Annotated in this window: 11 protein-coding genes; 5 read left to right on the forward strand and 6 right to left on the reverse strand. The window is 72.8% G+C overall.

All coding sequences use genetic code 11. From position 1 onward, the window contains the following. Positions 1-32: 32 nt before the first annotated feature. The 3 genes from K2224_RS07275 to K2224_RS07285 all read left to right on the forward strand — a co-directional run bounded on the left by K2224_RS07275 (position 33) and on the right by K2224_RS07285 (position 4,863). On the forward strand, positions 33-2,255 hold the full coding sequence (locus tag K2224_RS07275) for a glycosyltransferase family 39 protein (RefSeq protein WP_221905803.1): 2,223 nt from the start codon (positions 33-35) through the stop codon (positions 2,253-2,255). A gap of 99 nt (positions 2,256-2,354) precedes the next feature. Beyond that, complete coding sequence (locus tag K2224_RS07280; RefSeq protein ID WP_221905804.1) at positions 2,355-3,965, forward strand: MFS transporter; 1,611 nt, start codon at positions 2,355-2,357, stop codon at positions 3,963-3,965. Between the two features lie 106 nt (positions 3,966-4,071). Then, positions 4,072-4,863 carry a TetR/AcrR family transcriptional regulator gene (locus K2224_RS07285; RefSeq protein WP_221905805.1) on the forward strand — a complete coding sequence of 264 codons (792 nt, stop codon included), beginning with the start codon at positions 4,072-4,074 and terminating at the stop codon, positions 4,861-4,863. A gap of 58 nt (positions 4,864-4,921) precedes the next feature. On the opposite strand, the gene K2224_RS07290 is transcribed toward K2224_RS07285, so the two are convergent. Together K2224_RS07290 and K2224_RS07295 are read right to left on the reverse strand one after the other, a co-directional pair. Further along, on the reverse strand, positions 4,922-5,287 hold the full coding sequence (locus K2224_RS07290; protein ID WP_221905806.1) for a peptidase inhibitor family I36 protein: 366 nt from the start codon (positions 5,285-5,287) through the stop codon (positions 4,922-4,924). Positions 5,288-5,576: 289 nt separating this feature from the next. Then, positions 5,577-6,530 carry a YncE family protein gene (locus K2224_RS07295; protein ID WP_260692369.1) on the reverse strand — a complete coding sequence of 318 codons (954 nt, stop codon included), beginning with the start codon at positions 6,528-6,530 and terminating at the stop codon, positions 5,577-5,579. A 580-nt stretch (positions 6,531-7,110) separates the two neighbouring features. On the opposite strand from K2224_RS07295, the gene K2224_RS07300 reads away from it, so the two are divergent. Beyond that, positions 7,111-8,517, forward strand: a complete 1,407-nt coding sequence (locus K2224_RS07300) for a M14 family zinc carboxypeptidase (protein WP_221905808.1) — start codon at positions 7,111-7,113, stop codon at positions 8,515-8,517. Between the two features lie 31 nt (positions 8,518-8,548). On the opposite strand, the gene K2224_RS07305 is transcribed toward K2224_RS07300, so the two are convergent. Together K2224_RS07305 and K2224_RS07310 are read right to left on the reverse strand one after the other, a co-directional pair. Continuing rightward, positions 8,549-8,785: a hypothetical protein gene (locus K2224_RS07305; protein WP_221905809.1), complete on the reverse strand. Its 237-nt coding sequence runs from the start codon at positions 8,783-8,785 to the stop codon at positions 8,549-8,551. Positions 8,786-8,950: 165 nt separating this feature from the next. Next, positions 8,951-10,192, reverse strand: coding sequence for a S53 family peptidase (locus K2224_RS07310; protein WP_221909479.1), 1,242 nt, complete (start codon positions 10,190-10,192; stop codon positions 8,951-8,953). Between the two features lie 520 nt (positions 10,193-10,712). Between K2224_RS07310 and K2224_RS07315 the strand changes: the two genes are divergently transcribed. After that, complete coding sequence (locus tag K2224_RS07315; protein WP_221905810.1) at positions 10,713-11,540, forward strand: TrmB family transcriptional regulator; 828 nt, start codon at positions 10,713-10,715, stop codon at positions 11,538-11,540. Positions 11,541-11,682: 142 nt separating this feature from the next. Here the strand turns inward: K2224_RS07315 and K2224_RS07320 are convergent, their stop codons facing one another. Further along, entirely contained in the window at positions 11,683-12,525 is an 843-nt protein-coding gene (locus tag K2224_RS07320) for a YceI family protein (protein ID WP_221905811.1), read from the reverse strand. A gap of 297 nt (positions 12,526-12,822) precedes the next feature. Then, entirely contained in the window at positions 12,823-15,405 is a 2,583-nt protein-coding gene (locus K2224_RS07325) for an MFS transporter (RefSeq protein WP_221905812.1), read from the reverse strand. Positions 15,406-15,409: the final 4 nt, after the last annotated feature.

Consider the following 15,409-nt stretch of genomic DNA (forward strand, 5'->3'; position numbering starts at 1 on the left):
CCCCGATCCGACAACCCCCCCAGGAGCAAGGAATGGCCCCCGACAGGGCAGCGGAGAGTACGGGGCGGTCCGGCCCCGAAGAGTCGCCGGCGCGGCGCGGCCTCGTGCAGCGGATCGTGTCGGGGCACCCGGAGGACCCGCGGTGGGCACGGCCGGCGCTGTGCGCGCTGCTGGCGGTCACCTTGGTGCTCTACCTCTGGGACCTGTCCGCGTCGAAGTACGCCAACCAGTTCTACTCGGCCGCCGTGCAGGCCGGCAGCGTCAGCTGGAAGGCGTTCTTCTTCGGCTCCTCGGACGCGGCCAACTCCATCACCGTGGACAAACCGCCGGCCTCGCTCTGGCCGATGGCGCTCTCGGTGCGGCTCTTCGGGCTCAGCTCGTGGGCGATCCTGGTGCCCGAGGCGCTGATGGGTGTCACCACGGTCGGGGTGCTCTACGCGGCGGTGCGGCGCCGGTTCGGGGCGGCGGCGGGGCTGCTGTCGGCGGGGGTGCTGGCGATCACGCCGGTCGCCGCGCTGATGTTCCGCTTCAACAACCCGGACGCGATGCTGTGTCTGCTGATGGTCTGCGCGGTCGCCTGCGTGCTGCGCGCCCTGGAGGCGGGCCGGACGAAGTGGCTGGTGCTGGCCGGGGTCTGCTTCGGGCTGGGCTTTCTCACCAAGACCCTGCAGGCGTGGCTGATCCTGCCGGCGCCGGTTGTGGTCTACGCGTGCTGTGCGCCGGTGCGGTTGCGCCGGCGGCTGGGGCAGCTGCTGCTGGCCGGGCTGGCACTCGTCGGCACCGGCGGCTGGTGGGTGGCGATCGTCGAGCTGCTGCCGGCGTCGGCGCGCCCCTACGTGGGCGGCTCGCAGACCAACAGCTTCCTTGAGCTGACCTTCGGCTACAACGGCTTCGGGCGGATCGACGGCAACGAGCGCGGCAGCGTCGGCGGCGGTCACGGCGGCGGCGCCGGTGGCCGCGGCGGTGGCTGGGGCCAGACCGGCCTGACCCGGCTGTTCTCCTCGGACATGGGCGGTCAGATCTCCTGGCTGCTGCCCGCCGCACTGATCCTGCTGGTGGTGGCGGTGTGCGTGCTGTGGCGGGCGCGGCGCGCGGTGGCGGCCGAACAGGCGGCCCAGCGTGCGGAGTTCCTGGTGTGGGGCGGCGCGCTGCTGATGACGTTCACGATCTTCAGCTTCATGTCCGGGATCTTCCACCAGTACTACAACATCGCGCTGTCCCCGTACATCGCGGCGCTGGTCGGTATGGGGTCGGTGCTGGTGTGGCGGCGCGGCGGACGGCTCGCGCGGATCGTGCCGGCCGTGGTCGTCGCGGTGACGGCCGTCTGGTCGTACGTGCTGCTGGACCGGTCGCCGCAGTGGCTGCCGTGGCTGCGGTGGACGGTGCTGGTGCTCGGCCTGCTGGCGGCGCTGGGACTTCTGCTGTCGGCAGGGGCGGGCGCGCGGGACGGCCGGGAGCCGGAGCGGGTCGCGGGGCCGGCGCGGCGGCGGGCCGGTGTCGTGGCCGGTGTGGCGGCGGGGCTCGGTGTGGCCACCGCGCTGGCCGGACCGCTCGCGTACACCCTGGACACCATCAACACCGCCAAGGGCGGCTCGATCATCGTCGCAGGCCCCGCGGTCCAGGGCGGCCGCGGCTTCCCCGGCGGTGGCGGCCAGAAGTGGATGTTCGGGCGGGGCGGAAACAAGGGCGGCATGCCGGGCGGCGCCGGCGGCCGGCGTGCGGGAGCCCAGGGCCTCCCCGGCGGACAGGGCTTCCCCGGCGCCGCCGAGCGCGCCGCCCGGATGCGTGGCGCCGGCGGCATGGGCGGCCTGCTCGACGGCGCCTCGGTGAGCCCCGCGGCCGAGCGCCTGGTGGAGCGGAACGCCGACAGGTACACCTGGGCCGCCGCGGCCGTCGGCTCCCAGAACGCCGCGAGCTACCAACTGGCCACCCAGAAGCCGGTGATGGCGATCGGCGGCTTCAACGGCAGCGACCCGTCGCCGACCCTCGCCCAGTTCCAGCGCTATGTGGCGGCGGGGAGAATCCACTATTTCATCGCCGGCGGGCGGGACGGCGGCGGCTTCCGCGGCGCCCGCGCCACCCAGGGCGGCGCGGCCGGTCGGACGGCCCCCGGCGGCGGCTTCGGCGGCGGCTTCGGAAAGCAGGGCCCCGCCTCCCAGATCAGCGCCTGGATCGAGAAGAACTTCAAGAAGGTCACCGTCGGCGGCGCCACCTTCTACGACCTGACCCGACGAAAGGGGCAGCAAGACGGATAGCGAAGGGGGGCGCGCCCGCCTCGCAAACAAATCAAATTTACAGCGTATAACGCCCCCTGTACGGTGTACGTCTCCGCTCGCACCGTACAGGGAGCTCGTATGCCCACCGTGGCCCCCGACGCCCAAGCCACCAGCCTCCGGCCACCGGGCCGGCCGGCCACCCGCTGGCTGATCCTGGCCGTCATCTGCATCGCGCAACTCACCGTCGTCCTCGACAACACCGTGCTCAACGTCGCCGTCCCCTCCCTCACCGAGGAACTGGGCGCGACCACCGCCGACGTCCAGTGGATGCTCAACGCCTATTCCCTGGTCCAGTCCGGGCTGCTGCTGATAGCCGGCAACTCCGCCGACCGCTACGGCCGCAAGAAGATGCTCGCCGTCGGCCTGGCGCTGTTCGGAGTCGCGTCGCTCGGCGCCACCCTCGCCCAGTCGCCCGGCCAACTGATCGGCGCCCGCGCCGGCATGGGCATCGGCGGCGCGCTGCTGGTGACCACCACCCTCGCCGTCGTGATGCAGATCTTCGACGACGAGGAGCGCCCCAAGGCGATCGGCATCTGGAGCTCGGTGAACTCCCTGGGCTTCGCCGCCGGGCCGCTGATCGGCGGCACGCTGCTCGACCACTTCTGGTGGGGCTCGCTGTTCCTGGTCAACCTCCCGGTCGCGGGGATCGCCCTGGTGGCCGTGCTCGCCCTCGTTCCCGAGTCCAAGAGCCGCGGCGGCGACCGGCCGGACGTGCTGGGCGCCCTGCTGTCGATGGTCGGCATGGTCGGGGTGGTCTTCGCGATCATCTCCGGCCCGGTGGACGGCTGGCTGTCGCAGCGGGTGCTGCTCTCGGCCGCGGTCGGCGTCGTCGGCCTGGCGCTCTTCGCCCTGTGGGAGCTGCGGATCCCGTACCCCATGCTGGACATGCACTTCTTCCGCAACCGCCGGTTCATCGGCGCGGTCTCCGGCGGCATCCTGGTCGCCTTCGGACTGGGCGGCTCGATGTTCCTGCTCACCCAGCACATCCAACTGGTGCTCGGCTACGGCCCGTTGGACGCCGGTCTGCGGATGGCGCCGCTCGCGCTCACCGTCGTGGTGCTCAACTTCACCGGGCTGGGCGCCCGTCTGATGCCGCGGTTCGGCACCCCCGGCATGATCGTCTCCGGGATGACCCTGCTGGCCGGCGGCCTGGCGGCGATCTCGCTGCTCGGCGGCCACAGCTACGGCGGGATGCTGTTCGGCCTGATCGTCATGGGCGTCGGGGTGTCGATCGCGATGCCGACGATGGCCAACGCCATCATGTCCGCGATCCCGCCCGCCAAGGCCGGGGTCGGCGCCGGCGTCAACGGCACCCTGATGGAGTTCGGCCAGGGCCTGGGCGTCGCGGTGCTCGGCGCGGTCCTCAACTCCCGCTTCGCCGCGCTGCTCCCGATGGTCGCCGCGGGCGCCGGCTCGCTCTCCGCGGCCCTGGGCCGTACGCACACGGCCGAGCAGCGCACCGCCGTCCACGACGCCTTCGCGGCCGGCATCGGCACCAGCCAGCTGGTCGGTGCGGCGGCCGTCTTCCTCGGCGGACTGCTCGCCGCGGTCCTGCTGCGCCGGGCGGAACGCGCCGGGACCGAGGCCGACGGTGCGGGTGGCACGCCCCAGGGGCCGGACCAGGCGGAGGGAGCCGTCGCGCCCACCGAGCCCGCGGGCCCCAACCCGGCCCCCGCCCCGGCCGAATAGCATCGTTGCCGGACGGGACGGTTCCGCCCGTCCCGTCCGGACCGGCGGCCGTCCCGAGGGACACGGCCGCGGGCCCCGCACCCCGCACGACCCGAGGAAGGGCGCCATGGCAGCAGCGACGAACGGGAACGCCAAGCCGCAGCCGCACAGCGTCTGGCTGGCCGACCGGCCCCCGCTCCGGAGAAAGGCGGAACAGCCCGCCGGGCTCGGCCTGGACAGGATCGTCGCCAGTACCGTCCGGCTGCTCGACGCCGAGGGTCTGGCCAAGTTCTCCATGCGCCGCCTCGCCGCCGAACTCGGCGTCACCGCCATGTCCCTCTACTGGTACGTCGACACCAAGGACGACCTGCTCGAACTCGCCGTGGACGCGGTAGCCGGCGAGCTGGCGCTGCCCGACGAGTCCGACCCCGCCGCCGACTGGCGCGACCAGCTCCGCGGCCTGGCCACCACCTACCGCGACGCCCTGCTGCGCCACTCCTGGGCGCCCCGCCTGCTCGGCGAGTTCCTCAACATCGGCCCGCACTCCACGGCGTTCTCCAACGCCACGTTGCGGGTGATGGCCCGCAGCGGCCTGGACCCGGACCGCACCTCCGGCGCCCTGGCCTCCCTCTTCCACTTCGTCTACGGCTTCTCGACCATCCGCAGCCTGCACGAGGCCCGCTGCCGCGCCGCCGGCCTCAGCATCGACGACTACTTCGCCCAGGTCGTCGCCGCGATCTCGGACCGCCCCGACTTCGCCGAGACGATGGAGCTCTCCGCGCGCGCCAGCTACGCCAAGCCCGACGCCAGCGCGCTCGACATGCTCGACCGCGACTTCTGCTTCGCCCTCGACCTGCAGATCGCGGGCATCGACGCGATGCGGGCACGCCAGGACCGGGAGCACCACGGGGCCGACTGACCCGCCCGTAGGGACGACGGGGCCGGGGACGCGGACGTCCCGCCTCCCCATTCCTTTCTCACTGCCAGCTGGAGACCGAGACCGAGTGGACCCTGCCGCCCGGTTCCAGGCCCCCGACGGGGACCTTGCAGCGGGCCTCCGCGAAGAACGTCAGGGTCTCGTCGCTGTTGTTGACGATTGACCGGGCGGTACCGAACGGCACCGTCTCGCAGTCGTGTTGCCGGTACTGCGCGGTTCGCATGTCGCCGGTGAAGTCGGGCTGCGACCAGAAGCAGACGGAGCCCAGGGGGCAGTCCGCGACGGCGCGGGCCGGAGGGGCGGAGGCGGCGCCCGTTTCGGCGGCCGCGGGGACGACGGCGGCCAGGACGAGGGCGCCCGCGGCGGCCAGGGGACCGAGTGCCGTGGCGAGGGACTGGATGCGCATGAGATCTCCGGATCTCCCGTGGCGGTCGAAACGTGACGTGGACCGGGTCGTCTGCCGGGGCGTCCGCCGGGACATGCGGTCGGCGTGGCCTGTCGATCTGCACCGACCCAGGGCTCCCTGGCCGGACCGGGGCCGTGGGCACCAGTGTGTGGCAACGAGTGGGCCGGCACCGGCCGTTCGGGTCACTGTCACGCTTGCGCGCAGCGTTGTACGCATGTGCGGGGATTCGCGGAGAACGTTCCCACCCTGCCCGGTGGGAACGGCACTGTGGTGAGGGGAGGCCGCCGGCTCAGCGCGGGGTGATGGCGATGCCCTCGGGTTCGTGTCCGGTCGGCAGGGTGGCGCGCACCCGCCGGGCGTAGGGGTCGATGACCGACACGGTGTCGGACTGCTCGTTGGTCACCCACACCCGTCGGCCGTCGGGGGTCACCGCGACGCCCTGCGGCTGGACGCCGACGTGGACGTGGCCGATGATCCGGTGCCCGCCGATGTCGATGATCAGCAGGCAGTCCCGGGCCGAGTCGGCGACGTAGAGGAGCCGGCCGTCGGGGCTGACGGCGCTGCCCAGCGGCGCCCGGCCGCCCGGCAGACGGCCCACCACGGTGTCGTTTCGGGTGTCGATGACGGAGATCGTGCCGGAGCCGGTGTTGGAGACGTAGACCAGGCGGCCGGAGGGCGGCGAGCTGATGCCGCTGGGGAAGTCCCCGACCCGGATCCGCCGGATCGCGCGGGAGCTCGGGTCGAGTACGGTCACACAGCCGGCGCCGTTGTCGGTCACATAGGCCCGCCCGTCCGGGATGGTGGTGATGCTGTGCGGCAGCGGGCCCACCGGCACGGTGGCCATCACACGGCAGTCGGGCGCGCTCAGGACGGTGACGGTGTCCGAGCCGAAGTTGGCCACCAGCACCCGGCGGCCGTTGCGGCTCGGCACCGCCGCGAAGGGCCGGCGCCCCACCCGCACGGTGGCCGTGACCAGCCGGGGGCCGGTGTTGACGCAGGAGACGGTGTCGGAGCGCCCGTTGGCGACGTAGACCCGCTCGCCGTCCGGGGACGCCCCCACCCCGATCGGGCCGTAGCCCACCTGGACCGCGCCGAACTTGTGCTCCAACCGGGTGTCGTAGACCGAGGCGATCTCCCCACCGCTGTTGGCCACGTAGGCGCTGACGCGGACGGGGAAACCGGCCGCGCGCCGGGTGGGGGCGTGCGACGGCGCCCCGGCCGCGACCAGCGCGCCGCTCAGCATGAAGGCACAGGTCAAGCCCAGACAGAGGCGACGGCGCCGGGAGGACGGTGATGCGGTCCGGAACCGGGTGGGTCTCTTGTCGGGGGGCGCGGTGGACGGCGTGGGGCGTTGCATGGCTCTCCTGGGGCAGTCGTGATCACTGCGTTCCACGAGAGCAGGCATCGCCGGATCCCGCAGTTCAGGTGGTCCAGCCAGCCTCGTCCGTGCCCCTGGGGAGTGAACGGATGGCGAAGCCCACCGGCATATGTCGCTCACACGTGCGACCCGCTCGCGGGGCGGGTGGCGCAAGGCGGTGCCGCCTGGGAGGCGGCGGTGAACGGCCCCGTGTCGAGGCGGGAACGCGGCCGCGCCGCCCCGAACTCCCTTGCCGCCCGGCCGGCTTCACCCTCAACATGCCCGGAAACTCCCCTTCCCGGCATGGCATGGGCATGGCACTATGCCTCCGATTGGCTCCATGGCAGCGGCCGACGCGCCCGGCGTGCCGCATGGCCCCCGTTCCCGGCAGCCGCCGCGGACGAGGCGCGTGCCGCCCGCCTCCGTGCGCAGGCCGGTGCCGCCACCCCCCACGGAAGGCCATGCCATGCCCCGGAAAACCCTTCTGGCCACGGCTGCGGCGGCGACCGTCGCGGCGCTCACGGCCCTCTCCCCGCTCTCCCCACCGGCCCTCGCCCATACGCAGCGCAGCGTCACCGGGTCCGACGGGCACACCGTCGTCGTCTACCGCGTTCCCACCCACGACCGCGGCGACGCACAGAAGTTGATCTCCGCCGGCTACGACCTGATCGAGCGCCGCCAGGGGAACGACCTCTTCGTCATGGGCGACCCGTCGACCGCGGCCGGACTGCGCCGGCTCGGCTTCGCCCCCACGGTCGACGAGACGATGCTCAAGCCGCTGCCCCACACGCCGCGTCCGGCCCGCGCGACCGGCGGCGTCGACGACACCTACGACGGCGGCTACCACACCGTGGACGCGCACTACGCACACCTCGACCAAATCGCCGCCCAGCACCCGGACATGGCCAAGGTCGTCACCTACGGGCAGTCCTGGCTCAAGCAGAAGGGGCGCGGCGGCCACGACCTCAAGGCCATCTGCCTCACCAAGATGAAGCAGGGCGACTGCCAACTCGACCCGAAGGCGCCCAAGCCGCGCTTCTTCCTGATGAGCCAGATCCACGCGCGGGAGCTCACCACGGGCGAGGTCTCCTGGCGCTGGATCGACACCCTCACCAAGGACTACGGCAAGGACCCCCAGATCACCGCCCTGATGGACTCCACCGAGATGTGGGTCGTCCCGATCACCAACCCGGACGGCGTGGACATCGTCGCCCAGGGCGGCGACAACCCCATCCTCCAGCGCAAGAACGCCGACGACTCCCAGGGCGGCGGCTGCGGCGGGGACGGCCAGACCGGCGTCGACCTCAACCGCAACGCGGGCACCCACTGGGGCGGCCTGGGCACCTCCAAACAGCCGTGCAGCGAGATCTACCTCGGCCCCGCCGCCGACTCCGAACCGGAGAACACCGCGCTGGAGGGCCTGTTCCGCAAGCTGTACCCGGCCGTGCGCAAGGGCACCGGGGACAGCGACCCCGCGCCGGACACCGCCAAGGGCCTGATGATCAGCCTCCACAGCGACGCCAGCATGGTCCTGCTCCCCTGGGAGGCCGACCACACCCTCCACACCGGCAACGACGCCGCACTGCGCGCCCTGGCCGGACGGCTCGGCAAGCTCACCGGCTACCAGTCCGGACAGGCCGGCGAGATCCTCTACGACGCGTCCGGCGGCACCGACGACTGGACCTACGACAAGCTGGGCCTGGCCAGCCTCACCATCGAGATAGGCGACGTCGACGGCCGCAACTGCGACGGCTTCACGCCCGCCTTCTCCTGCCAGGACAGCTACTTCTGGCCCAAGTTGAAGCCCGCCCTGCTCGCCGCCGCCAAACAGGCCGCGGCCCCGTACAAGACCTCGGCCGACCACAAGCACTGACCGTCCCGCACCGGTGGCGGGAGCCGACGCCTCACCGACGCTGCCTGAGCCACGCGAAGAGCGTCACGAGCCCGACCGGCAGGAACACGGCCCCCGCCACCAGTGCCCTGGCCGTCAGCCGCCCGCTCCCGTCCGCGGGCGTCCACCACCCGAGCCGCCAGGCCAGGGCCAGCAACCCCCCGACCGCCACCAGACACGACACCGACGCCACACCGACCCCGACACCGGCCCGACGCCCGCCCGCCCCACCGCTCTCCGCATCCCTCATCCTCCAGACTCTACGGGCCGTTCGCCGACGGCCCGTTGGGAGGGAACGCCAACAGGCCCGGACCGTCGGGAGACGGTCCGGGCCTGTCGGTGGGTGTCGCAGGGCGGCTCCGTGGGGTGGTTGCCGGGCTGCGACGGTCCGGGTGGGCGGGTGCCCGTCGGGTGGTTACTTCTTGAAGGCCGCGGTGCCGTTCGGGGTGCCGAGGCCGGTCGGGCCGTCGTAGCCCTTGCCCGCGGTGCAGAGGTACGAGGGCGAGCAGGAGCCGTTGGCGCCGCTGGTGACGTCGTTCAGCGCGGAGGCGTGGGCGTACGGGTACGAGGCCGGGGTGTCGGACGAACCCGGGGCGCCCGCGAGGGCGTACACGCCGGCGATGAACGGGGACGAGGCGCTGGTGCCGCCGTAGACGTTCCAGCCGCTGGCCTGGTAGCTGTCGTAGACCGCGAGGCCGGTGGCCGGGTCGGCGACCGCGGCGACGTCCGCCACGGCGCGCTTGGCGCAGCCGCTGTCCTTCTGCCAGGACGGCTTGGCGTCGTACTGGGAGCAGCCGGAGCCGGCGCCCTCGCCGCCCGCCTTGGTGCCCCAGACCGACTCGCTCCAGCCGCGCGTGCTGCTGTCCTTCTTGAGCGAGGTGCCGCCGACCGCGGTGACGTACTGGGACGCCGCCGGGTACTCGACGCCGTAGCCGCTGTCACCGGAGCTGACGGTGATCGCCACGCCCGGGTGCTTGAAGTACTTCGCGTCCGAGGTGGTGTCGGCCGACTCCTCGGAGCCGCCGTAGCTGTTGGAGACGTACTTGGCGCCCATGGTGACCGCGCGGTTCACCGCCGCGCCCAGGTCGTCCATGTTGGCGCTGTTCGCCTCGACCAGCAGGATGTGGCACTGCGGGCAGGCGGCGCTGACCATGTCGACGTCGAGCGATATCTCACCGGCCCAACCGGAGTCCGGCGCCGGGTACTTGGTGCCGCCGTTCTGGTCGACCTTCTTGAAGCAGCCGTTGGCGGTGGTGCACTCGGGAAGGCCGTACTGGGAGCGGTAGGTGGCCAGGTCCTTCTCGGCGTTGGGGTCGTCGTTGGCGTCGACGATCGCCACGGTCTGGCCGGAGCCGCCGGTCTTGGGCAGCTTGTAGGCGCCCTGAAGGTCCGCGGGGCCGAGGCCGGACGGCTTGATGTGGGGGCCGAGGGCCAGGCTCTGCTTGACGTCCGTACGGGCCACGGCGTTGCAGGCCATGTAGCCGGGCTCGGCCGGCTCGGCGCACAGGCGGTGGGTGGGGACGGCGGCGGAGCCGGACGTGTGGGGGGCGGCCGCCGGAGCCGGAGCCGGGGCGGCGCCCGCCGGGACGGCGGCGATCAGGCCGCCGATGACCAGCGTGGCCGCCGAGAGCAGGGCCGGGACGCCGCGGCGTGCCAACCCTCGGGTGCGGTCTGCTCTTTGGTCGTCCACGGTGCTCTTGCGCAGGGAAGACAAGGGAGTGACCTCCGTGGGGGGGGAGAGGGGGATTGCCGGCGCCGGCGTGCCGCGAGCGTCGGGTGTGGGGTGGGGGGTGGATGTGGGGGTGCCGTGGTGCCGGGTGATGCAGTGGTGCCGGGTGGTGCCGGGTGTTCCGGGAGCGGAGCGCGGAGTTGCGCGGCCCGGGCGTCATGTCAAGGACATGACAGCCCGCCGAGTGCGGGGCGACTCTGCCCCGCAGGGCGGACATGCAATGTCACGGGCAAGACGTCCGGCCCCCCGTGGACTCCGCGGGACTGGCGGTGATGCGTCGCGCACGTGCACTCGACGAGTGCCACCCCGGTCAGTGGTGACTCTTTGAAAGTAGTGAACGCTCCGTCAAATGGACACCGGGTTACGGCAAAGCCTTGTTCTGCTCCCCGCACAGTGGCCCTCCGGGCACCGCTCCGTCCACCCCCGCGGCCCGCTACCTTCTTGCCTCATGGAGTTGGAAGAGGACGCGGTCGGCAATCTCGTCGCGCTGGGACTCGCGCGGTACGAGGCGCGGGTCTATCTCGCCCTGATCAGGCGGGAGTCGTACACCGCCGCCGAGGTCGCGCGCGAGGCGGACGTGCCGCGCCAGCGCGTCTACGACGTACTGGACGCGCTCGTACGGCGCCGGCTCGCCCACGCGCATCCCGGCCGGGTGGCGACGTACTCGGCCGTCGCGCCCGAACTCGCCGTCGCCCGGCTGGTGTCGCTGCAACGCGAGTCCCTGGAACGGCTGGAGCGCGCCTCCGGCACCCTGGCCACGGCCCTCCAGCCGCTGTGGGCGGACGGGCGCCGGCACAACGATCCGCTCGACTACGTGGAGATCCTGCGCGACCCGACGGCCATCGCCGAGCGGTTCGCCGACATCCAGCGGCAGGCCCGCCGGGAGCTGCTGAGCTTCTGCAAACCGCCGTTCGTCGCCCCGGCCGAGAACGCCGAGGGCGTCGAGGCCGCCCGCCGGCTGCACCGGGCCGGCGGCACCGTCCGCGCCATCTACAGCTCCGGCGCCCTGGAGGACGCCGGCATGCTCGCCAACGTCCGCAGCTTCGCGGCGGCCGGCGAGGAGGCCCGCTTCACCGCGGACCTGCCGCTCAAACTCGTCATCGCCGACGCGTCGTTGGTGCTGTGCGACATGCCGGACCCGGTGGCCGGCGCCGACTCCACCACCGCGCTGGTCATCGAGCACCCGGCTCTCGCGGCGTGTCTGCGGCTGGCCTTCCTGACGGTCTGGGAGAGCGCGGCCACCGCCCCGGAAGGGCGCGAGGTCCTGCAGCCGTAGACGGTGCCGGGGCGGCCCCGGGCAGCGGAAAGGGGCGGGCACCGGCGCACGAGGTCGCCGGGCCCGCCCCTTCGCGCGGTCATGCGCACGGACACGCACAGGGCCGTATGCCGGAGGGCCGGTCGGGCCGTCGGACGGCCGCTCAGGCCATGGGCAGGCTGTCGCCCTGGACGGCCTGGACGTCGAGTTCGACCTTGAGGGTGGTGCCGATGGCCGCGATGCCGGCGGCCACGACCTGGTTGTAGTTCATCTTGAAGTCCTCGCGGCGCAGTTCGGCGGTGGCGCGGAACGCGGCGCGCACCCCGCCCCACGGGTCCGGGCCGGTGCCGAGGTAGCTGAGGTCGAGGTCGACCGGGCGGACCACGCCGTGCAGCGAGAGGTCGCCGTGCACCGTCCAGCGGTCCGGGCCGGCCGGGGCGAGACCGGTGCTGCGGTAGGTGATCTGCGGGTAGACGTCGACGTTGAGGAAGTCCTCGTTGCGCAGGTGGCCGTCGCGCATGCCGTTGCCGGTGTCGATCGACGCGGCCTTGATGACCGCCTCGACACGGGACTTCTCGATGTCCTCGGAGATCTCGATCCGGCCGCTGAACTCGGTGAAACGGCCGTGCACGCTGGAGATGCCCAGGTGCTGGGCGACCGCCGCCACCGTGGAGTGCATGGGGTCGATGGTCCACGGGCCGGGCGGCGGGAGCTCCACACCGCCCTGGCGGGCCAGCACGATGCTGCCGACGTCCATCCGGCCGCTGGCCGTGACGATCGCGCTGGCGGCGACCGGTGCGTAGCCGACGGCGGTCACGATGACCGTGTAGGGGCCGGCGGGCAGCGGCTCCGCGCTGCGCACCGCGCCGTCCTCGTCGGCGGACGCGCGCAGCACCTGCGCGCCCGTCATGTCGGTGACGGTCAGCACGGCGTGCTGAACCGCCCAGCCGTCCCGCGTGCGGACCTGCGCCCGTACTCCCGCAGCTCCCGCGCCCGTCGAAGTCATTTACGTGCCTCTCCCGTTCAGTGCCGGCGCCCGCCCGTGTGGTGGTGGGGGTGGGTGCCGTGCCTGTCCGTGCGTGTGTCCGTGTGAGCGTGTGGTCCGTCGGGCCGCGCGGGCCCGGTTGCGCCCGGTCCGGCCCCGGCGACTGCCGTTCCCCGGCCGGCCGGCGGAGGTGTCGGACTCCGGCGGCGGTCTGCAGGCCGTCCCCTGCCTGTGCGCAGCGCCGCCGCCGGAGTCCGGGGCCGGGTCGGGGCGCGTCTCCGCTCGACGCGCGCCCCGACCCGGGGTCTTCCGTCCGGCTCAGTCCCCGGGGTGGGCGAGCTGGACGTCGTAGCCGTCCACGCCGGTGGCGTCGATGGCCAGGCCGGCCGCGACCGGCGGGTAGCCGCTCGCGATGACCGTGTAGTCGCCGGCGTCCAGGTCGGTGAAGGCGTAGGCGCCGTCCGTACCGGTGGTGGAGGTGGCCACCACGTTGCCCGCCGCGTCGACCAGGGTGACCCGGGCGTCGGCCAGCGGGGCGCGGTCGGCCCCGGCCCGGACGACCCCCTGCACCCGGGCGCCGGAGCGCAGCTCGATCTCGGTCCGGGTGGTGCCCTGGCCGCCGATCTCGACGGGCTGGGCGGTGGGCCGGTAGTCGGCCGCGTTGACCGCGACGGTGTAGGCGCCGGGGGCCAGTTCGGCGAAGGAGAAGGCGCCCTCCGGGTCGGTGAGGCCGGTGGCCAGCACCTCGCCGCGGACGTCGGTGACGACGACCATCGCGCCGCCCACCGGCGCACCGGTCACCGCGCTGCGGACCTGGCCGGTCAGGCCGCTGGTCCCGCTGAGCAGGATGTCGTAGCCGAGCGGCTGGTCGCCGACGACGACCGTGGACGCCTGCGGCTGGTGGCCGTCGGCCGCCGCGATCAGGACGTAGGAGCCGGCACCGGGGGCCTGCAGCGCGTACGAGCCGTTGGCCTGGGCGACCGAGCGGCCCAACTGCCGGCCGCTGAGCGAGATCAGCGTGACGGCGGAGCGGGCCACCGGGCGGCCGTCGGCGTTGCGGACGAAGCCCTGGACCGCGGAACCGGTCGGGGTGGCGTCCCCGCCGCCGGCCGACGCGTACGCCGCCAGGGGCTGGGCCGCCGGGGCCGCCTTGGCCCAGGAGGGGGTGTGGAGGTCGTCGTCGGATATGGAGGGGGCGGCACCGACCAGGGCGGGTTCGCGCTCCTCGACCGGAGCGGCGGACGCCGGGGCCGGGACGGCCGCGGGGGCCTGGGACGCTGCGCCGTCGCCGTCTCCGGCGAGGGCGCGCTCCGAACCGGACTTGCTGCGCAAGGCGACCTCCTTGATGAACAGGGTGATGATCAGGGCGAGAAGGGCGAACGGAGCCGCGTAGAGGAAGACATCACCGACGCCGTGCCCGTACGCGTCCTCCATGATCGACCGGATCGGGGCCGGCAGCGCCGACAGGTCGGGAATGCCGTCGCTGCTGCCGCCGTGGCTCGCCGCCGCGGCGGCCTTCGGACCGAGGGCCGTCAGACCGTCGGTCACGTAGTGCGTGACGCGGTTGGCGAGCGCCGCGCCGAGCGCCGAGACGCCCACCGCACCACCGAGGGTACGGAAGAAGGTGACCAGCGAGCTGGCGGATCCGATGTCCTGCGGCGCCACCTGGTTCTGGGTCGCCAGGACCAGGTTCTGCATCATCATGCCGAGGCCCAGGCCCATCAGCGCCATGTAGATGGCGGCGTGCCAGTACGGGGTGTCCGTGCGCAGCGTGCCCAGCAGACCGAGGCCCGCGGTGAGCAGCACACCACCGCTGACGAGGAAGACCTTCCAGCGCCCGGTGCGGGTGATGATCTGGCCGGAGACCATCGAGGAGAGGAACAGGCCCGTGACCATCGGGATGGTCATGACGCCGGACATCGTCGGGGTCTTGCCCTCGGCCAGCTGGAAGTACTGCGAGAAGAAGACCGTGCCGCTGTACATCCCGACGCCGACGAACAACGAGGCGATGGTGGCCAGGGTGATCGTCTTGTTGCGGAACAGCCGCAACGGGATCAGCGGCTCCGCGGCCTTGGTCTCCACGATCACGAAGACGATCGCGAGCAGCACCGCGCCGCCGACCATGGCGAAGGTCTGCCAGGAGATCCAGTCGTAGTTCTTGCCGGCCAGCGTGACCCACACCAGCAGCAGGGTGACCGCGGCGGCGATGAAGAACGAACCGGCCCAGTCGACCTTGACGCCCTGGCGCTTGACCACCGGCAGCTTCAGCGTCTTCTGGAGCACGATCAGCGCGATGACCGCGAACGGCACACCGACGTAGAAGCACCAGCGCCAGCCGAGCCAGCTGGTGTCGGTGATGACGCCGCCGAGCAGCGGTCCGCCGACGGTCGCGACCGCGAAGGTCGCGCCCAGGTATCCGCTGTAACGCCCGCGCTCCCGCGGGGAGATCATCGCGGCCATGACGATCTGGGCCAGCGCGGACAGACCGCCGACGCCGATGCCCTGCACCACACGGCAGGCGATCAGCATGCCGGTGTTCTGCGACAGACCGGCGACGACCGAGCCGCCGACGTAGATGACCAGCGCGATCTGGACGAGCGCCTTCTTGCTGAAGAGGTCGGAGAGCTTGCCCCACAGCGGCGTGGTCGCGGTCATCGCCAGCAGCGCCGCGGTGACGACCCAGGTGTACGCGCTCTGGCCGCCGTGCAGGTCGTGGATGATGTGCGGCAGCGCGTTGGAGACGATCGTCGACGACAGGATGGCGACGAACATGCCGAGCAGCAGCCCGGACAGCGCCTCCATGATCTGACGGTGTGTCATAGGGCCGTCATGGGATGCGCCGTGGCCGCCCCCATGCTTGGCATGCCCGCCCCGCACACCTGCTGGTGAGGTCGTAGCCATGTGG

This window comes from Streptomyces sp. BHT-5-2, from assembly GCF_019774615.1.
Classification (GTDB): Bacteria; Actinomycetota; Actinomycetes; order Streptomycetales; family Streptomycetaceae; genus Streptomyces.